The organism is Coleofasciculus sp. G3-WIS-01 (assembly GCF_040223135.1).
GTDB lineage: Bacteria > Cyanobacteriota > Cyanobacteriia > Cyanobacteriales > Coleofasciculaceae > Coleofasciculus.
The window spans coordinates 1-21,000 of the sequence record NZ_JAVJZI010000074.1 but is presented as its reverse complement, the minus strand read 5'-3'; the positions used below and the strand labels follow the sequence as shown (position 1 = coordinate 21,000).

At 44.4% G+C, this 21,000-nt stretch carries 17 protein-coding genes; 11 read left to right on the top strand and 6 right to left on the bottom strand.

The window, feature by feature from the left end:
- The 8 genes from RIM23_RS07960 to RIM23_RS07925 all read left to right on the top strand — a co-directional run.
- On the top strand, positions 1-3,192 hold a 3,192-nt coding region (locus RIM23_RS07960), incomplete at its 5' end, for a hypothetical protein (protein WP_446366001.1).
- 590 nt (positions 3,193-3,782) lie between these two features.
- A complete protein-coding gene (locus RIM23_RS07955; RefSeq protein WP_446365999.1) occupies positions 3,783-4,523 on the top strand; it encodes a hypothetical protein in 741 nt (246 codons plus the stop codon).
- Between the two features lie 283 nt (positions 4,524-4,806).
- Positions 4,807-5,424, top strand: coding sequence for a helix-turn-helix domain-containing protein (locus RIM23_RS07950; RefSeq protein WP_446366003.1), 618 nt, complete (start codon positions 4,807-4,809; stop codon positions 5,422-5,424).
- A gap of 14 nt (positions 5,425-5,438) precedes the next feature.
- Positions 5,439-8,147: a peptidase domain-containing ABC transporter gene (locus tag RIM23_RS07945; protein WP_446365997.1), complete on the top strand. Its 2,709-nt coding sequence runs from the start codon at positions 5,439-5,441 to the stop codon at positions 8,145-8,147.
- Between the two features lie 153 nt (positions 8,148-8,300).
- Entirely contained in the window at positions 8,301-9,809 is a 1,509-nt protein-coding gene (locus RIM23_RS07940) for an HlyD family efflux transporter periplasmic adaptor subunit (RefSeq protein WP_446365995.1), read from the top strand.
- A gap of 331 nt (positions 9,810-10,140) precedes the next feature.
- Positions 10,141-10,884 (top strand): peptidylprolyl isomerase, encoded by a 744-nt coding sequence (locus RIM23_RS07935; RefSeq protein WP_446365993.1) that lies wholly within the window; start codon positions 10,141-10,143, stop codon positions 10,882-10,884.
- 668 nt (positions 10,885-11,552) lie between these two features.
- Positions 11,553-11,999, top strand: coding sequence for a DUF6932 family protein (locus tag RIM23_RS07930; RefSeq protein ID WP_446365991.1), 447 nt, complete (start codon positions 11,553-11,555; stop codon positions 11,997-11,999).
- Positions 11,996-12,514, top strand: a complete 519-nt coding sequence (locus RIM23_RS07925; RefSeq protein ID WP_446365989.1) for a hypothetical protein — start codon at positions 11,996-11,998, stop codon at positions 12,512-12,514. Before RIM23_RS07930 ends, RIM23_RS07925 begins: the two co-directional genes overlap by 4 nt.
- 168 nt (positions 12,515-12,682) lie before the next feature.
- On the opposite strand, the gene RIM23_RS07920 is transcribed toward RIM23_RS07925, so the two are convergent.
- The 6 genes from RIM23_RS07920 to RIM23_RS07895 form a co-directional block, all read right to left on the bottom strand.
- On the bottom strand, positions 12,683-13,075 hold the full coding sequence (locus RIM23_RS07920; protein WP_446365987.1) for a hypothetical protein: 393 nt from the start codon (positions 13,073-13,075) through the stop codon (positions 12,683-12,685).
- A 187-nt stretch (positions 13,076-13,262) separates the two neighbouring features.
- Positions 13,263-13,448, bottom strand: coding sequence for a hypothetical protein (locus tag RIM23_RS07915; protein ID WP_446365985.1), 186 nt, complete (start codon positions 13,446-13,448; stop codon positions 13,263-13,265).
- A gap of 373 nt (positions 13,449-13,821) precedes the next feature.
- Positions 13,822-14,571 carry a peptidylprolyl isomerase gene (locus RIM23_RS07910; protein WP_446365983.1) on the bottom strand — a complete coding sequence of 250 codons (750 nt, stop codon included), beginning with the start codon at positions 14,569-14,571 and terminating at the stop codon, positions 13,822-13,824.
- A gap of 155 nt (positions 14,572-14,726) precedes the next feature.
- A complete protein-coding gene (locus RIM23_RS07905) occupies positions 14,727-15,731 on the bottom strand; it encodes an aldo/keto reductase (protein WP_446365981.1) in 1,005 nt (334 codons plus the stop codon).
- A 67-nt stretch (positions 15,732-15,798) separates the two neighbouring features.
- Complete coding sequence (locus tag RIM23_RS07900; protein ID WP_446365979.1) at positions 15,799-16,902, bottom strand: T3SS effector HopA1 family protein; 1,104 nt, start codon at positions 16,900-16,902, stop codon at positions 15,799-15,801.
- Positions 16,903-16,932: 30 nt separating this feature from the next.
- A complete protein-coding gene (locus tag RIM23_RS07895; RefSeq protein ID WP_446365977.1) occupies positions 16,933-18,114 on the bottom strand; it encodes a phosphotransferase family protein in 1,182 nt (393 codons plus the stop codon).
- A gap of 877 nt (positions 18,115-18,991) precedes the next feature.
- Between RIM23_RS07895 and RIM23_RS07890 the strand changes: the two genes are divergently transcribed.
- From RIM23_RS07890 to RIM23_RS07880, 3 genes are all read left to right on the top strand, one after another.
- Positions 18,992-19,240 carry a hypothetical protein gene (locus RIM23_RS07890; protein ID WP_446365976.1) on the top strand — a complete coding sequence of 83 codons (249 nt, stop codon included), beginning with the start codon at positions 18,992-18,994 and terminating at the stop codon, positions 19,238-19,240.
- Entirely contained in the window at positions 19,237-19,644 is a 408-nt protein-coding gene (locus RIM23_RS07885) for a PIN domain-containing protein (RefSeq protein ID WP_446365974.1), read from the top strand. The genes RIM23_RS07890 and RIM23_RS07885 overlap by 4 nt, the downstream gene beginning before the upstream one ends.
- A gap of 646 nt (positions 19,645-20,290) precedes the next feature.
- Entirely contained in the window at positions 20,291-20,671 is a 381-nt protein-coding gene (locus RIM23_RS07880) for a hypothetical protein (RefSeq protein ID WP_446365972.1), read from the top strand.
- Positions 20,672-21,000 lie beyond the last annotated feature (329 nt).

Sequence of the window (21,000 nt, the reverse complement as noted above, 5' to 3'; positions counted from 1 at the left end):
AATTTCACCTTAGTTGGCGGAACAATTAGCAGTTTAGGACAATTAGCCGCCCCCGCCGGACATTTAAAAATAGCCGCCGTAAATGGGGATGCAACAGTGCGGGATGGGTTGGCGCAGTCGGCTATTTTATTGGCGAATAATAACTTAATTTTAGAAGAGAGTCAGTTAGTCACCGCTGGGGATTTAATCTTATTGGCGGGGGATACGGTACGGGTGCGGGATAGTGTAGAAAATCCGTTTATTGCCCATGCAGGTGGGAATCTTTATATTCAAGGAAATCAAGGTATTGATATTTTGGCATTGAATCATCCAGGAACCCCGTTTCAGAGTGGTGGTGATTTAAGTTTAATTAGTGATGGGGTGATTTCTGGGGATGCTCATTTTGCCAGTGGGGGTCAGTTTGCGATTCTGAATTTAGCGGGAGAAGCGGGTGATTTTATCAGTTTATATGACCCGATTATAAGTTCCGAAGGGGATGTGGTTTTGGGGGATTATACAGGGGTTTCGCTGAAGGTTGAGGCGAGGGGAAGTATTACCACAGGAAATATTCGGATTACGGGTGAAGATACGACATTAACACAGGGAGATGATCCGGATATTGAGATATTGAGAGAGAGTCCAGCTTTAATTTTACGAGCGGGAGTAGACGAGTTAAAACATCCGCCAACGACATTGATTCCTGTTTATAGTGATGACTTTCAAGGAGACATTCCTGATGTATGGTCAAATACTTCAACAGATATCACACCGAAAGGAAACCGTAGATTTCTGGGGCAGTTTGTCAACGATCCGATAAACCTGAAGCTGGATGATCTACAGCCCCATGAAGTAGCGACTATTTCTCTGGATCTATTCATTATCCGCTCATGGGATGGAAATAAGCTAAAGGACGGGCCAGATATTTGGAATTTGAATATTGAGGGGGGTCAAACCCTGATCAATACAACATTTAAAAACTATGACATTATCTTTGACAATGAACCTAAAGACATACAAACCCAGTCATATCCTGCGGAATATAATCCTTCAGCTCTTGTTAATAATCCGGTATATCAAGGAGCTAGTGAGGTCACAACCCTCGGCTACGAATTCTTCTTTAAATCAATCAACCAAAGTAGATCCGTTGATTCAGTCTACAACTTAAGCCAGACTTTTGAACATTCAGATAATTCAATTCAGATTAATTTTTCGCCAGAACTTACCAATGCTTCGATTAATGATGAAAGTTGGGGAATAGATAATGTCCGTGTTTCTGTGTGGTCAAGTGTAACATCTTCGGGAGAACCATCACCGAATAATAGTCCCAATGATTCAAACTTAACCTTATCTCAAAATCCATCCCCAGGACGCATCACCACAGGCAACCTGGAAACTCCCAGAGGACCCATTATCTTAGACGCAAGCAATGATATCACGCTCAACGGCTCAATTAAAACAAACGGTGGGGATATTACACTGGAAAGTGGTGGCATGATTGACACGACGGCGGATATCCTGGACTCTTTCTCTGTTAATCGGGGCGGAGCAATTTCTCTGACTGCAAATAATGATATTAAAGCAGGTGACATTCGCTCCTCTAGTGATGGATTAAGTGGCAATATTGATTTGACAAGCCATGCTGGAACAGTTGCCGTTGATGGTACTTTTGTTATCCGTAGCGATGCTTTTGATTCAAGCCCAGAAAGTGGTGATATTAACATCACCGCTCGGTCACTTTCCTTAACCAATGGTGGGCGAATACTAACAGGTTCATCCGCAGAGGGTGTAGGGGGAAATCTGACAGTGAAAGCCTCGGAGTCGGTAGAACTGATTGGTACTTCACCCGATGGTCAGATTCTGAGTCTATTGTCCACATCCACAGGAGGAAATCAACGGGCTGGAGATTTGAAAATTGAAACAAAACGATTAATTGTCCGCGATGGAGCCGTCATCGGTGCTTCTACTTCTAATTCGGGTCGAGGTGGAAATTTAACCGTCAATGCTTCCGAGTTGGTAGAACTAATTGGTACTTCCCCAGATGGATTTCCCAGTGGTTTATCTACCGATACGATTAGCACAGGAAATGCCGGAAACTTAATAATTAATACTAGACGCTTGGTTGCTCGCGATGGTGCTGGGGTATCGGCTTCAACCTTTAGTGAAGGTCAAGGGGGGAATTTGATAGTAAACACCTCTGAATCAATCGAACTTAGTGGTACATCACGAGATGGATTTGCCAGTGGATTGTATGCTCAAGCATTTGGGGATGGGGATGCTGGTAACTTGACAGTTAATCACACCCAGAATTTAAATATCCGAGATGGGGCAAAAGTTAGCGTTGCTGCTGGTACAGCCGCAGATGCTAGGATTCCTAATTTTCCCTCATTTGACGTTGGTGATGATATCGTTCTCCCCCCCTTTTCACCTGATGCGACGGGCAAAGCGGGTAACACAGAAATTACGGCTGATTTTATCCGTCTGAATAACCAAGCCGCTATTATTGCTGAAACTGATTCCAGTGAAGGTGGTAATATTACCCTCAACGTCAACGATATACTACTCCTGCGCCATAACAGTTCAATTTCCACCACCGCCGGAACTGCTCAAGCTGGCGGAAATGGAGGTAATATCCGGATTAATTCTCCCTTTATTGTCGGGCTTCCCTGGGAAAATAGCGATATTACCGCCAACGCTTTCTTTGGTAATGGGGGGAGAGTTGATATCACCGCCAACAAAATTTATGGACTCGAATTTCGCTCTCGCCTTACGCCCCTTTCTGACATTACCGCCAGTTCAGAATTTGGCGAACAAGGAGTAGTGGAAATCAGCACCTTAGAAATTGACCCCGACACCGGATTACTGCAATTACCCGCCCCAGCTTCTCCCCCAGAATTTGTCAATTTCTGTCAAGGGCGTTCTGACCAAACTCCCAGCCATTTTATCATCAGTGGACGCGGCGGAGTTCCTCCCACAATTTCCCAAGTAACGGGAACAGATAACGTGTGGGAAGATTTACGTCTATTGGTTCCCAGTAGTGATAATCGCCCAGCAAAAATTGAACCCGTAACCCAGAGGAGTTCAACGCCAATAATTGAGGCTCAAGGCTGGATAAAGTTACCCGATGGAACAATCGTTCTCACCGCCCAAGCGCCTAATGTTACCCCTAATACGGGTTGGCAAAATCCGATAAATTGTCAGAGTGCTGTTAAGTGATGAGTAACCCGTAGGGGCGCACCGACGTGCATTGGTGTCAACTTAAGCGCCAAAAGCAGGGGGAGCAGGGGGAGCAGGGGGAGCAGGGGAAGCCCTACAGAGGTGTTCCGAGGGAACTATGACTTGTATAGGGAGCAGGGACACCCTCGCTGAAAATTAGGATTGGCAAGGGTTGTGGCTTAAGTTGACACGCATGACCGACGTGCGCCCAATTTAACCGTAAAATCTATGCCACAATTGTAACTGTGTCAGTCCGCCATCATGGGTTATATCATGTCCGTTTAAAGGACTTTCGACACCATAAAGACGTTCCATGCAACGTCTGGAACAAACACACGCCATTTAGGGTAAGGGCACGATAATATCGTGCCCCTACAGGTAACTCGAAGGGTCAATTTTGTTACAGCAAAGCGTTAATTGAATCCCGATCGCTTCTGTTTAAATTCCGCAAACCCCACCCTAGGTTTTGTCGATCCAATAATTTCCTTTAAATCCCTTTTTTTTAAGACAAAGGGGTTTTTATTTTGAGTAAAATGTTATAACATTGTTACAAGCAACTAAGATATTGAACATTAAAGGAGAAAAACCCCATGACACATCGACCCGCTGAAACCACTAGCCAGCAAGCCGATTCGGAATTAGGAATTACCCAACTCCTCTGGTTGATCAAGCACTACAGTGATATTGACTTCGATGCATCCCTAATGCACCTGACGGATGCAGAAGCCCAGGCGATCGCGAAGCTATTGATCCAGCAGTTGACCGCAAGCCTGAACGGTAAACTCATTGCTGGTACTTTAAATACTCTGCGTCATAGTGAAGAAATGGAGGAATTAACCGAACAATCAGGGCGGGTTTTGCCACCAAGTTGGGTACAACAATTCGTGTTTGTCCCTAAACCCGCCCCTACACAATCAACACTCAACGATTCTTCCTGTGAAGATGATGATAACCAATACCGTTATCCCACCCATTCTGATCATGAACTAGAGCCTCTATCAGTGCATAGTCCAACCGGACGCTATAATCCCCAAGGGCGACACAATCCCCGCCCAATTACCCAGCGTGAACAATACATCATTGACCTTTATTGTTACTGTGAATTCGGGATGACGCCAAGGCAGTTTTATGCCAAATGGGATGTCACTTATGAGCAACTTTCTCACATCTGTTCCCGTTCTCTGGGAATGGTTCAATGTTGGTTCAACCGAGGTCAAGGGTATCGCCCCCCTCAACCCGTTGACTTGCGCCATTTGGCAATTCTGGATTTTTTGTTAGAGCATTTTGAAGAATTACCCCAATCCCTAATTGATCTACTCTGTTCCTCTTGACAATGAATCGGGGAGTCTAGAAACCTGAGTCTGGGCGGGTTTAGTCACATCTGGGTACAACCAAAAAGATAGTTGTGAAACCCGCCCCTACACACTTAACCCTAACATTGTGCTACATACCCTTGTGAGTTGGGAGAATGAGGGGGGAGAAAAACTGTGCATTTTAGGTCTTGACAGAGAACCTGGGACTGATTTATATATATTTTATACAAATTTATATATTGTGAATCGCCCGGATAATCCTTGTGACCAATCCCGGCTAATTCCCAACGCAACGATAGAGATGTCAAGCCACCAATTCCCACCCAACCTGGGTCAACGCCGCACTCTGCGTAAATCTGGCGGTGAATACCTGACCCCCTTTCAGCGCAAACAACTAGAAAAAAGTCTGCAAGAGGACTTACCGCCAAAATATCGCCAGCGCATCCAAATCATGCTGTTAGCCGACGAGGGTAAAACCCAAGCCCAAATTAGTCAGGCGTTGAACTGTTCCCCCATCACCGCCCGACATTGGATGCTGATAGCCCGTAGCGGTGAAGCGCATCATTGGCAATCCCATCCGATTGGACGTCCTAAAGCGGTGAATGAAGAGTATCTACAACGCTTACAAGAATTAGTCACTCAGAGTCCCCGCGACATTGGCTATTCCTTTCGCAACTGGACCGCCCAGAAGTTAAGCCAACACCTGGCTACAGAATTTGGCATAGAAGTTAGCGATCGCCATATTAATCGATTATTGAAACATAAGGGACTCTCGACTCGCCCCAAACCCCCTCAACCCGACACTCCCCCTGATGCAGAGGAGGATTCAGACAAGGGAATTGTGATTAGCAACCTCACCCCCAGCCATACCCCAAAAACCCAGGACGTATGGCAATTCAATCCGATTAAAATGAGTTGAGGTGCAAACCCATTATGGTACAAACTCCACCCCGAATTTCCCGTCAACACCTTAGTGATTGTCTCGGACATGATTTTAGCGAGTCGCAATTCACTAATTGTCTGAAACAGATTAAAATTCTCGAACCCAAACTCGGTCAATTTTGGCAATCGGATCAATCTGAAGCCGGAATTTACCTGATTATTACAGGTAAAGTTAGACTCATTGACGCCAACGGTGAACTGATTACCACGCTGAAACCTGGAGACACCTTTGGCGAAGTTACCTTTTTTCCCGATGAACCCTTTCAACCTTACTCCGCTAGGGCATCCCGTCATCTGCAATTATCCTACATTCCCCCAACCCTCCTCTTTTCCCTCGTCCAAAACCATCCTCATATTCGGGATCATCTTTATCATCGGGCAAAGGTGAGGAATTCCCAATTTAGTTCAGGGGATAATTTAGCCGTAACTCCAGTTATTGCAGAGGAGACGGACACCCCCGAAGAATTAACAAATGCCCAACAAACCATCAGCAAAGCCTACTTTCCCAACCCCACCCAGACAGTCGGTCATCTCTGGCAACGGATCACGCGCCGCTATCCCTTTTATGCCCAACAAAGTGCCTCAGATTGTGGGGCGGCTTGTTTGGTAATGGTAGGTCGGTATTGGGGTAAAAAATTAAGTGTGAATCGCCTTAGAGATATCGCCAATGTTAACCGCAATGGTGCATCTCTACGGGGACTATCCGCCGCCGCTGAAAGTATTGGCTTTTCCACACGACCTGTAAAAGCCAGTTTAGACCAACTCGCCCAACAACCGCTGCCGGCAATTGTCCACTGGGACGGAAATCATTATATCGTTGTCTATGAAATTACGGCAAATCAGGTTATTGTTGCCGACCCAGCCATTGGTCAACGTGGTCTTACTCCTGAGGAATTTAACGCCAGTTGGACAAGTTATTCCCTCCTCTTACAACCCACCGCCTTATTACAAGAAACCGAGGAGGCGACGACTCCCTTCTGGCAATTCTTTGAGTTAGTTAAGCCCCACGGATTTGTCCTCCTGGAAGTCTTTATTGCTTCCCTACTGATTCAAATATTTGGATTAATTACACCCCTATTCACCCAACTCCTCTTAGACCGAGTAGTTGTCCAAGGAAGCAACCTCACCTTAACCGCTGTCGGTTTAGGGATGCTAATTTTTGGTCTGTTCCGCGTCGCCATGACTGGATTGCGGCAATACTTATTAGACCATACCGCGAATAAAGTTAACTTAGCCCTAATTGTCGGCTTTATTCGCCATACCTTCCGTCTCCCCCTTTCCTTCTTTGAATCTCGTTATGTGGGGGATATTATGTCACGGGTGCAAGAAAACCAGAAAATCCAGCGTTTTCTCACCGGGGAAGCCCTATCCATTTTACTCGACTTACTCACAGTCTTTGTTTACGTGGGGTTAATGTTCTGGTATAGCTGGAAAATGGCGCTATTGGCATTAGTCATCGTCCCGCCATTTGTTCTACTCGCCCTAATTGCCACTCCGTTCCTGCGCCGCATTTCCAGAGAAATATTTAATACCTTTGCGGTGGAAAATAGTTATCTAATTGAATCCCTCACCGGGGTTCGCACAGTCAAATCCATGGCGGTGGAACAAACCGTGCGTTGGCGCTGGGAGGAACATCTGCTGCAATCGGTGAAAAAGATGTTTTCGGGGCAGATTATTAGTAACCGCCTGCAAATTTTTAGCTCAACTCTAGAAACCGTGGTGACAACAGGACTACTCTGGTTTGGCGCGTCGTTAGTGATTCAAAATGAACTGACGATTGGACAATTAGTGGCATTTAATATGTTAATCGGCAACGTAATTACACCCTTTGAACGATTAACCGTACTTTGGAATCAGTTACAGGAAGTAATTATTGCCGTTGAACGGATCAATGATGTCATTGATACCGAACCAGAAGAAAATTTACAAGCATCGGTGCGGCAAAGTTTACCTGAGTTAAAGGGAGAGATTCAGTTTAATCAGGTGACGTTCCGGTATCACCCCGAAAGCGATATTAATGTCCTAGAAAACTTGAGTTTTACAGTAAATCCCGGTCAAACTGTTGCCCTGGTTGGACGCAGTGGTTCCGGGAAAACCACGATATCCAAGTTAATTTTAGGACTGTATCCGGCGACGGATGGGAAGGTATTAATTGATGGGCAAGATATCACCAGTTTATCCCTACAATCCCTGCGCCAACAAATCGGCGTTGTAGACCAAGATACCTTCCTCTTTGGTAGCACCATTCGGGAGAATATTAGCATTGGTCATCCCTCAGCCACCCTAGACGAAATCATCACCGCCGCCCAACAAGCCGGGGCGGATGAGTTTATCAAAAAGCTACCCATGGGTTATGAAACCCAGATAGGGGAAGGGGGCGGAATGTTATCAGGAGGACAGAGACAACGACTCGCGATCGCGCGGGCGTTATTAGGCAATCCCCACTTACTTATTTTAGATGAAGCCACGTCTCATTTAGACGCTGAATCTGAACGAATTATTCAGACCAATTTCAACACAATTCTCCAAGGACGAACAACGTTAATTATTGCCCACCGCCTGTCCACAGTTCGCAAAGCGGATTTAATTCTCGTGTTGGATAAAGGCGTTTTAGTCGAAAGTGGCACCCATCAGCAATTAATGGCAAAACGCGGTCATTATTATTACCTAAACCAGCAACAAATGGATCGAACAGAATGATGGTTTATTGTTGATTGTTCATTTGTGGTTGGGGATTGGGCGAAGCATTCGCGTTTAAATTTGAATAAAAAACCGATAGATTTGGGCGCGAATGCTTCGCCCCTACGAATACATCTCCCTCATCTCCCTCATCTCTCTCATTCCTCATCTATCATGAATTCCAATCATACTCCCACCCCTCTCTTGACCTCTGCGCCCACCTCTGCGAACCTCTGCGTTTCAAAAAATCCCCCCTCTGACTGGTCTTATGCTACAAAAGAACTGCTAGATACCTTACCCCAAGTTTGGACGCGGGGGCTGTTATATTTCTTAATTTTATTCGCCGCGATCGCACTTCCTTGGGCAATATTAACTGAAGTCGAAGAAACCGGAAGTGCTAGAGGGCGATTAGAACCCAAAGAACCCACCGTCAAACTAGAATCCTCTGTCGGTGGTACAATTATCAACCTCCCCGTTACTGAAGGAAACCGCGTCAAAACTGGACAAACACTACTCACCCTCGAATCCGACATCGTGCGTTCCGAAATTGAGCAACTTCGCAGTCAATTAGACGGTCAAAAAAATCGCCTAAATCAGTTAGCAGTTCTCAAAAATCAGTTAAATCTTGCCCTCCATACCCAGCAGCGGCAGAACCAATCCCAAGAACTAGAAAAACAGTCTCAAATTGAACAAGCCAGACAAAACTTTACTGCCCTTGAGAGTACCTACACCCTGGAAAAAGCCGAAAAACTGGCTCAAGTAAACCAAGCAAAACAAGCCATTGCCTCTAGTCAAGCTGCCTACAATCAAGCCCAAGTTAATTTAATTGAGGCAAAAGATAAAGTTCAACGGTATCGTAAAGCCTTTGAAGCCGGAGCCATTTCCACTGACCGCTTTACTGAATCACAAAACCTAGTCAAAGTCAACACAGAACGCTTAGTTCAAGCTGAATCCGACATCTCCCAAGCCCAGTTACGGATCAAAGAACAACAAGGCAGTTATGACCGAATTCTCCATCAAACCCAAGCCGAAATTGAACAGGCGAAACTGCGCTTACAGGAGCAACAAAAAAGCTATGATACCCTGGTTCATTCCGGCAAACTTGCGGTTCTGAGAATTCAGGAACAACTCAAGAACCTAGAAACTCAGATTACCACACTCCAAACCGAAATCAAGCAAAGCGAAAGCCAAATTGCCGCCAAAGAATTTGAACTCAAGCAGCGAGTCTTCAAAGCACCAGAAAGCGGCACCGTCTTTGGTTTACCCGATAAAGGAGTCGGGGCGGTGGTACAACCCGGAGAATTAATTGCCGAGATTGCGCCCCAAGGTTCCACCCTAATTCTCAAAGCCCAAATGCCCACGGCTGAAAGTGGCGCATTACAGGAAGGAATGGAAGTTAAGCTCAAATTTGATGCCTATCCATTCCAGGATTATGGTGTCGCCGAAGGCAAACTAATTCGCAAATCGCCCACCTCTAAAGTCACCGAAACCGCCCAGGGTCAAGTGACAAATTTTGAGTTAGAAATTGAGCTAAATCAGACCTGTATTCCCACCAAAAATGAATGTTTAGAGTTGAAACCAGGGGATACAGCCACGGCTGAAGTTATCGTGCGGCGGCGAAAGATAATTGACTTTATTCTTGACCCATTTAAGAAGTTACAAAAAGGAGGATTAGAACTGTAACGTTCGCTCGTTCGTTCGTAGTAGGCACTTTAGTGCCATAAAACCTAACCCCCCTCTTCCCTTTTTAGATCCCCCTTCCGTCCCCCTTAAAAAGGGGGAGACCAGAGGATACTTCGCTTTTTGTTATGCGGGGAAGCCAGCGGATGCTTCGCTTTTATCGTACAGGAGAAACACAATGATACTTTGCTTTTTGTCAGGATGCGGAATAGTAAGCCCCCCTTTTGAAGGGGGGTTTGGGGGGATCTCCGGATGTTCAATACAGGCTTCCAAGTCGTATTAACTCCCCAGCCCATTTCCATCTAAAAAACTCTAATTATTTAGGAAAAAAATTATGTCACAAACCATCACAATTACCAACCAAGACATCCTGCATCACCTCAAACTCGCCTGTCAGATTCCCACAATTATCGAAGGAATCATCACCCGCAAAGTCATTAACTCAGCGGCGACTGAAGCCAGTATCCAGGTTGAAATCGCCGAATTACAACAAGCAGCAGATCAAATGCGGTTCATGAATAAACTGCTCAATGCGGATGACACCTGGGCGTGGCTGCAAAAATTTGCCCTTTCTCTAGATGATTTTGAAGAGATGGTTTACATCAATGTCCTTTCCGGAAAATTAGCCCAGCATTTGTTTGGCGATAAAGTGGAACCCTGGTTTTATGAACATCAGTTAGACTATGCAGCGGCGGTAATGTATGAAGTGGTTTTAGATGATGAAGATTTAGCCATAGAGTTGTTTTATGAACTTCAGGAAGCAGAAACCAGTTTTACGGAGATTGCTCAGGAGTATATTCAGGAGCAAGAATTACGGCGCAAGGGAGGATATTTAGGATTAGTTAAACGCCAGCAGATGAAACCAGAGATTTCGGCGAAAGTGTTTGCGGCGACGCCAGGGGAGGTGTTGAAGCCAATTGTCACGTCTAAGGGGGTGCATTTGATTAAAGTTGAGGAGATTATTCAGCCGGAGTTGGATGACAAGCTGCGTTATCAGATTCTTTTAGAGTTGTTTGAAGGGTGGTTAAAGCGACAGATTGAGGAGGTGGAGGTGGTAACGGCTATGGGCGAATCTTAGGCGTTTTTATTTGGGGTGTAATCGGTGTAATGTAGGGGCACGACAGTGTCGTGCCCTGATTTCGTAGGAAGAATGTCAGAAGTTAAAAATTACATCTTGCATCAGTCTCACCAACCGCCTTGGGTTTTAACCCAAGGAACCAATAGCGAAAGTCGTCTAAAGACGACTGCATCTCTAGTTTTAGTCCATTTTAATGGACTTTAGCTTTTAGCCAAGCACTTGAGTGCTTGGCGGGTGTTGGGGCTTACTGACAAAGGTGTAAGCTATCAGTTAAAACTATAACAACGCTACCTTTCTGGATTTTCTAGCCGTCATTGATGCTTTAGGGATTCAGTTGCAATCAGGTAGGTTTTGTGCATCATTAGATGAGTTTTACCAAGAGCGTTTGGCTGTCGCTCGACAGTCTGATAATTTCGGCGATCAAATTCCTACCTCTTCATAATAATTGCATCTGATTTGATAAACCTCTTTTCCTTTACCATTGTAGAGACGTAGCATGCTACGTCTCTACAAATTGGGGCGTTTTGATAGATAATGATAACTTTATTCTTGTCCGTTTTGTAACAATAAGGTATCCTTACATTAGATTTTTAAAGCTTTGTATAATATTACCGACACAATGGTATGCTTTGAACTCAGTTAATGAGTTGTGTTTACATACTATAGAAATGATACCCCCTTTTGATGAAAACGGTAACCTGCCACCAGGAATACACTGGGCTGAGTGGTCAGAATTTGAAGAGCGATATGGCATTACCCCTAAACGAGTCCGTATGATTCAAGGACTGCTTCTGGCAATGGAACAATTAAAAGCCGCTGGCTGTTGTGCTATCTATATTAATGGGAGCTTTGTTACCAGCGAACCCAACCCGAATGACTTTGATGCCTGTTGGGATAGAGAAGAGGTTGATATCGATTATTTGAGAACCCATGCGCCAACCTTACTCAATTTTTACGACCGTGACATGCAAAAGGCTAAGTATAGGGGTGATATTTTACCATCCGATCAGCTAATTAGTGATGAGGGTACAATGTCAATAGAGTTTTTTCAGCGTGATCGAGGTGAAAATCCCAAAGGAATCGTTGCTATTGATTTACGAAGGTGGGAACCATGATTAAGAACGAACACGAGTATCAGGTAACAAAAAAATGGGCAGAGAAATTTGCGCGATCAATCCTAACTGTGCGTCAAAATGAAGAAAAGAGACAGAATGACCCCGATGGATGGCAACTCCTCCAAGATTCATACCACAGTCAGCTAAAGACTCTTCAGGATGAACTTGCCGAATATGAAACCCTAATTTCCCATGATCCGAATCAGCCAGTCATTCTTAATCTTGATGACATCAACAAACTATCAACGCTTTTAATTAAAGCCAGGATTGCTTTTAAACTGACACAAAAGGAACTGGCAGATTTGTGCGATCGCACGGAAAACCAAATCAAAGCTTATGAAGAGGAAAACTATAATAATGCTACCTTTCTGGATTTTCTAGCGGTCATTGATGCTTTAGGGATTCAGTTGCAATCAGGTAGGTTTTGTGCATCATTAGATGAGTTTTACAAAGAGCGTTTGGCTGTCGCTCGACAGTCTGATAATTTCGGCGGTCAAATTCCTACCTCTTCATAATAATTGCATCTGATTTGATAACCCTTTTTTCCTTTACTATTGTAGAGATGTAGCATGCTACGTCTCTACAAATTGGGGCGTGTTGATTACCAGCAACCTTGACGCTTACCGTGAAGGTAATGCAAATGCTAGTGCAGATTATTAACCTATAAAAAATCTATTTACTATTTAATTAGTATCTAATAAATTTATCTCATTTTCGGATATTTTCAACCTTAAAAAAGATGCAAATCGAGATGCGATATCCCTATCATTCCGAGATATATAGAGCCAGAGTTTTCCTTGATTATGCTTCGGGATATGACTAAGTAATTTTAAACTCTGTACTCTGACAACTAGTGTTGTCCTTAACCAGTTTTTATTTAGTGTAACTGAGTCAATGTATTTAATGGGAATTATCACCTCTTTTATTCCCGATGTAAGAACGCCAAAGAAGTTATCTTTAATCTCAAACTCTAAGGTTAAGGTATTCTCATCAACTCGCAGGATTCCTTGAGCTTTGGCAAAGCCTTCATAAACATTGACAAATGAGAAGGGAATGCTAATAGACGGTAGTGTCATTTTATGTACCATTTAAAATGGATTCATAATTATTATAAACCTTATTCCTTGCTCGAACTATGCCTATAAATAAAATGCCTGCCTCGAAAACAAGTCAAAGGCAGACGCAGGCTGAACAAATCTAGATTTGATTAACTCCCATGTTTAGGAGGAAGTAATTAAAAAATTTAGGCAAGAGTTGGCTGACTTACCACCAACCTTTTTTAGCACCGTAGATCGTAAGAGCAGCGCCAGCTACAAAGCTACAAACAGGAGAGGAACCGCCGTGCGTCATAGTCAGCTCATCATTCGTTAGCTCATTGAGATAGCTTTCGGAATCCCCAAATAATTCGGAACCAGCCGGATGCAAATTGGAAATTTTAATCGTAGCCATTGTTGATTTCTCCTAGTCTTACTGTTTTGTCAGGCGATATTTTTAAGTTCTCTGCCCTTATTTATTATTAAAACAGTTTCAACAAAATAAATCAATATTTCCGTCTAGGTTGTTGGACATAAAAATAAAAATTAATTTACTAATATATGACTATAATTCTTTAAGTATACAAAAAATACAAGAAAACTATAATTGCTGGCAATTAAACAGACATAATTTATCATGTTTAATCTAAAAATAAAATACTCTCATGTGGGAGTAGCTCATTTTATTTGCAGATATAAAAAAGACCAGCCTCTGAACGAATTAGAGACTGGCATTCACTTTTAATAGTTATCGTGGAACTCTGAGTTCAAAAGCTAGACTATCTCATTTAGGCATGAGGATTAGACTGCCTTCCCGCTTGTAACCAACCCTGAAACAGAGACTCCAACACCTGTTCCCTGACTTCAGCCAACTCAGCCGGAAACCATTTCTCAACTCGAAGAATGTGATACCCTAGCTTCGTTTGAACTGGATCAATCACCTCACCCTCTACAGCCTCAGATACAGCCTGGGCAATCTCCGGTAGCAATTCCGCCAAAAATCGCACCCCGACAAAACCACCATTTTCCTTAGACTGCTTCCCCTTCGAGTGTTCCAACGCTAAGACACAAAACGACACCTTCCCCTGGCGAAGCGCCTGGGTAATTTTCACCGCCTCTGTCAAATCCCGTACCAGAATCTGAGACAGCGCCACCCGTTTATAATTGTCGCGATCGCTCATATAATGACTATCAATCGCCTCACCAAACAGATGTTCCTTCAATTTCTGCCTCAGCAGCGATATCCGCACTCCCTGGGACCAATCTTCCACAGAAATGCGCTGTTGTGCTAACCAGGCTAAGGTTTCCGATGTTCCCAGCAGTTTGTTCTCCTGGCGAAATGCATCCCCCGCCGCTTGTAACTCTTCCTCAGATACCGTAATCCCTAATTGCTGACAAACCGCCACAATTAACGCATTCTGTTCCGCCGCCCCTGCAACTTCGGCGATTTGATAAGAATGGCGTAAATAGGCAAGGATGTCTTTATCCGTTGCTGGGGTAATTTCGGTTAATGTGAATTGTTCTAGTGTTTCTGGCATGATTTTCCTCGGTAATGACAATGTTTAATTGCGTTTTTGACCAAGGGCGGGTTTTGTGGAAAGGTTATCGGTAGATCCCCCAATTAAACGGCTAAACCCGCCCCTACAATTGACTCTGTACAGACGTTCCGACGGAACATCTCTACTGGGTAAACTTAATCTCGATAAATTAAGCGTTCTGGTGAGATATCGGAGATAGAAAGCCGATGGCGGTGTAAATCCCCATAAAGATTGAGATAATCAATTTCTTCAGGGGTTAACTTGCCGTTTTGCACACCGGATATCGCCGCATCAATTTCCTCCCGACACCGCAATCCGGTCAAACAAACATCAACACAGTTCTGACTCAACGAATAGCGATATAAATCGGGTACAGACGGTTGCCAACATCCTTCCGGTAAACCCGCAGGCGCATCCCAAAGCGCACCAGAATGAGACCCGGTAGACTTAAAGGTAACAACGCCTGGACGGTTACGATCTCGGATATCTAAGCGATTAAAGACCTGATTTTGGGCAGAACGGTGTGCCAGATTATGTCTCACCATGACAACATCTAATAAGGGACTCGTTGACCACTGCTGCGCCAGGTTCATATCGTGGAAGGATGCGCCAATATACCGCACCGCCCCCATTTTCTTCAGCCGTTCCGATGTGCCGAAAAATCGTTCAATTGTGCGCTGATAAACGGAATTTTTACCCCGTAAATCGGGGGAAAGCTGCAAGCAATCTTTAAACGATTGCCCATCATTTGCACCAATCCATCCCCAGAACAATACATCGATATAGTCAATTTTAAGTTCCACAAACTGATCCAATAAAGCCGCCAGTGCGACTTCGGGATTCTTGATATAGGTCACTGTTGCCAGTACGACGTTCTCCCGCACGGATGATTTTCGCCCACATAATTGACGCAGGGCATCCGCCATGGAACTATAAATATGGTGGTGTAAGTCGCTGGAATAGAAAAAGTAGTTAATTCCTTGGTCAAAGGCGTATAGTGTATCCTGACTCGAAATTCCACCCCCTCCACCTAATCCTAAACAACTAACGGTTAAATCAGTCCGTCCTAAGGGGCGGTAAAATGAAAAGTCAGAGTCGGGGAAATCAGGAATTTTAACGGCGGGTTTGACAACTGAGGGGGCAATGTCTGTGATTTGCATGATGTTAAGGGGAATGGCGCTAGTTTGTAGTAAGCGCTATCTTCGCTTATGGCACGCTTCGTGCCTACTACGAACCCAGTAAAGGTGTATAATTATCCTCAGAATTGGCATTGAGATAGGCACGATTTATGTCAATCCCAAACAGGGAAAACTGTTGGAGAATTGCCTGCATTCGCCCCTCTGGGGAGTTATCCCCGTTTTGCCAAGCTTCTAGCAACCCATTGGCAACCAGTTGACAGCGGTTCATGCCAAAACTTTCTTGTGTGCCAAATTTGGTATCGGGTTCTTCAGCTAATCCTAATCCGGGGGCGAGGACTTTGGTAAATAGGGGAACTTGTGGTTTAAAATGGGCTTTATTTTCCTCATAGATAACCTGAAGCACTTGGCGGACAGTGGTATAATTGGGTTTATCAAAGTAAAAAACTCCTGAATCGTAACGTCCGTAGTCGGCGGGGTTATACAGGACTTTAAAGCTAAAGGGTAGGTTAATTGCGTTAAATTTTTGGGTTAGGCTATCCATGACCAAAACCGCCCCGTCTGGGGTGAGGTTAAAGTAAATTCGCACGGTTTCTGAGGGATGTTCTAAGGTGGGTTCAAGTTGGGTTCCGGCGTTACTCACTGCCATGTAAAATCCGTTTTGGATCAGGTTTTTGGGCATCCGAATCGCTACGGTGTCCCCAATAGCTGCTGGTTGGTTGGGGTGGAGATGGCGTTGGGGTTCAATATGCAGTTTTAAACTGCCTTTGCTGACAACAAGGGTGTTATCGGTTTCCTGTTTGAGGACGAACCAACCGGGGTCAAAGTAACCGGTTCCTTGATTGTGATTGTGTAATTGTTGATAGAAGTTTAAGTCTAATCCTAAAAGGGTATTGTTTTCTAGGTCGATGGGTATGGCTGGGTTATCGGTATTCAGGGCGAGGCTATTTTCTAGGGATTGATTGTAGTAGGTTCCGTAGAGAAATCCGCGCAGTTGCAGACTCCAGTAGCGTTGTTGGATGTCTGGGGGCATGTTCTGGAGACGGTTAATTATTTCTTGGGGGAGTTCAAAGGGTTTGTAGTTGGGATGATGGATGGAAAAGTTGGCTTGGAGTTTTATGGTGTTGGCGATGTTTTGTAAGGTGTCGAGGAGGGAATTGGTGGGTTGTGGGGTGGGGATGTTTAGGAGTTGCATGATTTTTTTTAACGCAGAGGAACGCAGAGGTTAACGCAGAGGGGCGCAGAGGGTTTCGGGGGAGTTGTGGGAGGGGTTTGGGGGGATTAGATCGGGAGTCATGGTGCCAAATAGGGTGGGGATGGATTGTTGGGGACGACAGAGTAAGGTTTTGGCTACTTGCAGCATGGCGATTCCTGAGTTTCCAAAGGATTTTTGGTATTGAATTATGGCTTGAATCTGTTGAATTAGGGCTAAACCTGCAAATTGGATGATTTGGAGTAAGAGGGTGGGGCGGTGTGTTAAAATTTCTGGGAAGTTGTGGAAATAGGCTTGGGTTAAGCTGGCAATTGAGGGTTGGAGGTGGTCGAGGGGGGTTGTGGCTAACCTCAGGGATTCTTCGAGACTGAGGGCGTTGCTGATGACTAAACTATTCAGCCAAATTTGGATATAGCTAGCGATGAGAGTTCCTACGTCAAAGGCTGGATCTCCCCAATGAGAACGTTCCCAGTCAATGAATCGTACTCTGCGATCGCGCGATTGTTCCCAGTGGTTGGAAAGCAGGATATTATTGAGTTTTAGGTCGTTGTGGGTGAGACAACTGGGGGTGAAGGTTTTGCCGAGTTGTGCGATCGCATCTCCTAAACTGTCGTATCTTTGATAGAGGGCAAAGAATTTGAGCCCATCGACGGGAACCAGTCCAAAGGTGTCTGGAGTGATTCGTTCTAATCCGCTAATTAGGTTGGGTACGGTTTCGGGGAGGGAGTGAGACTGTTGTGAGAAAAAGTGCTGATAGTCGTCCCGGTTAAATGTGGCGCGATGAATAACCGCCAGGGTGGTGCCAATGGAAGCCGCGATCGCAGGGGGGAAGATTGTCTCTTCGATGTAGAATTCCATTAAGTCCCGGTACTCGTCTAAGTAGCGGAATATGATGATTGATTCCCCCGGATCAAAATGCAGTACCTTGGGCAGATAGGGGTTAAGGGTAGTGAGTTCAGGAAAGTGCTGTAAAAATTCCTGAATGCGCCATTCTTGTCCAAATTCTCCGGCTGTTTTCCCGTCTTGATTATACCGCTCTTGCTTAACCAAAAGTTTTTTACCGTCGGGTAAGGTGACTAAGAGGTTAAAGTTTTTCGCCGCAACGGGTTTAATGATGAGCTGATTTTGGTTTTCTGGGGGACATAGCCCCAGTCGGATTAAATAGTTGGGGAGGTTAATTGAGCTTAATTGCATCGTTGAATCAGTTTTACTTCATGAGTTCAGTGGTTGTCTTAGGTTTCATTTTATTTTCAATTCCGGGTTTGTGAAGTGTTGGAGGATGAATTAATTGGCGTAAATTTATAAAATTTTGTCTTTTGCTAGAATCCAGCGATATCACCACAAATCCATAAATAGGGCAGGAATGCTAGCCGATGAAGCGTTTGCCAGAGTTGCTTTTGGGGACGCCATACGTTCTTTAATTTAAAGAATTATGTCTGATTAACTGCTGTCTTATCGGCAAATAGAATTAGCGCTTGACTTTTGCTGTCGTTTCAGGTACTTTTATATCATGGGAAAATGTGTCGTCCTATAAACCAAGATCAACCGTAACCCGTAGTAGCGTGGCACACCTTATTTGATGAATTAGAATTACGCCCGGAAACCGTAGGGGCGCAGGACACAATAAAATAAATATCAGGTTGGGAATGACCTAAATCTCAAATATAGAGGGTGCTATGTTGACCATCAATCAAGGCTTACAGTGTCTAGGATATTGGGGCGCGATCGCAAACTACCCCGTCATCTCTTGTCATTTTATTTTTGCCCAGATTCTGCCCGATTTCAGATGAGGTTCTTACTGTTCCTCAATCCTACCGATGTTCCGGTTTTGTTTGTACGTCACAGCAGTAAGCGTGGCAGAAAAATAGGATTAGGGGTTGATTTCATTTCTAATTTTAGGTAATTTTATGTCATGGGGAAATGTGCGGTTATATAGACCGATAAACACCGGATTTTGTCGGGAGACTCTTGCATTAATCAATTTCCGAAACAAAGCCTTTAATTCGCCATCTCACCTAACCCACAAAATCAACGTTTCCCACGTAAGTCATTAATTGAGGACTACTTGCTCATGAATAGCTCAGAGCTAAGAACCAAAGTTTTGCAAGAAATCCAGAGTGTTCCAGATGATAAACTGATTGAACTATTAGATCTGATTCATACATTCCGACTACGTTCAGAACCTGCCCATTCTCCTAGCCAAGTGATCATGAAATTCGCAGGTAGCTGGAGAGATCTACCCAACGACACTTATACTGAATTCTTAAACGACATTTCCCAGCGCCGTCAGCAAGCATTTCAAAAGAGGCAAAACCGTTGAAGCCAGCCTTAGTTGACACTGATATTCTATCCATGTTTTTTCGCGGCAATCCAGCCGTCGTTTCTAATTTTCAGACATATCTGAACGAATATCGTCAAATCAACCTCAGTATTATTACTTACTACGAAATTCTCAGTGGCTTAAAACATCGCGACGCCCACAAGCAACTTGCACTATTTCTAGAATTTGCCACTCAAAACACCGTTTTACCCCTTACCCAAACAGCTGTCACTCTTGCAGCCGAATTCTATGCTAGCCTGCGGAAAGATGGAACGCCTGTCGATGATATTGATCTGTTAATTGCTGGTACTGCAGTTGCCAATAATCTGGTTCTCATTACCCACAACCAGCGTCATTTTAGCCGAATTGAAGGGCTAGAATGGCAAGACTGGAGTCAATCTTGACGATGCTCATGAAGAAAAATATGGAAAATTGCGACAAAGAAATAGAAGTAGGGCTTGACTTTCTTGCTGATTTTAGGTAGTTTTATACCATGGTAAAATATGCCGTCCTATAGACCCAGATCAACCATAACCCGTAGGGTGGGTTAGGCGGTACTCAATAAATAAAACAAACTATTTAATGATGATCCGCCGTAACCCACCGAGTTATCCTTTCCCACAGGTGAACAAACGAGGATACCTCAAAAAAATTAATGGATTTGCCCTTATTAACCGTAATCCGTAGGGTGGGTTAGGCGGTAATCAATTCAGGAAACAAACCATTTAATTAACTATCCAACCTAACCCACCGAGTTATCCTTTCCCACAGGTGAACCAACAACGAGGGCGAGTCGAGAAAATTAATGGATTTTCCCATCACAATAGTAGGGGCGCAAGGTTTGCGCCCACACAATTAATGGATTTACCCATCACAATAGTAGGGGCGCACGGCGTGCGCCCACACAATTAATGCCTTTCCCCGGAAAAATAGTGCAGCGACTCGCCCCTACCCCTACCGACAGGAAAATAGGACAATATGACGACAGGACATAATAAAATAAATATCAGGTTGGGAATTCCCTAAATCTCAAATCTAGAGGGTGCTATAATGACCATAAATCAAAGCTTACAGCATATAGGATATTGGGGCGCGATCGCCTCATTCCTCTTCATCCCCTGCAACCCTGTCCTCGCCCAGATTACACCCGATTCCACCTTGGGTTCTGAACGTTCCTCAATCCTACCTGATGGGGTGGTTATCGATGGAGTAACCGCCGATTTAATCCAGGATGGCGCTAGCCGAGGTTCGGCATTATTCCATAGCTTTTTAGAATTTAATATTAATCAAGGACAACGGGTTTATTTTGCCAATCCTGTCGTCATATTGTCCTATTTTCCTGTCGGTAGGGGTAGGGGCGAGTCGCTGCACTATTTTTCAGGGAAAGGCATTAATTGTGTGGGCGCACGCCGTGCGCCCCTACTATTGTGATGGGTAAATCGATTGATTGTGTGGGCGCAAACCTTGCGCCCCTACTATGGTGATGGGAAAATCCAGTAAATTTCTCGACTCGCCCTCGTTGGTGGTTCACCTGTGGGAAAGGATAACTCGGTGGGTTAGGTTGGATCGTTAATTAAATGGTTTGTTTCCTGAATTGATTACCGCCTAACCCACCCTACGGATTACGGTTAATAAGGGCAAATCCATTAATTTTTTTGAGGTATCCTCGTTTGTTCACCTGTGGGAAAGGATAACTCGGTGGGTTAGGCGGTACTCAATAAATAAAACAAACTATTTAATGATGATCCGCCGTAACCCAC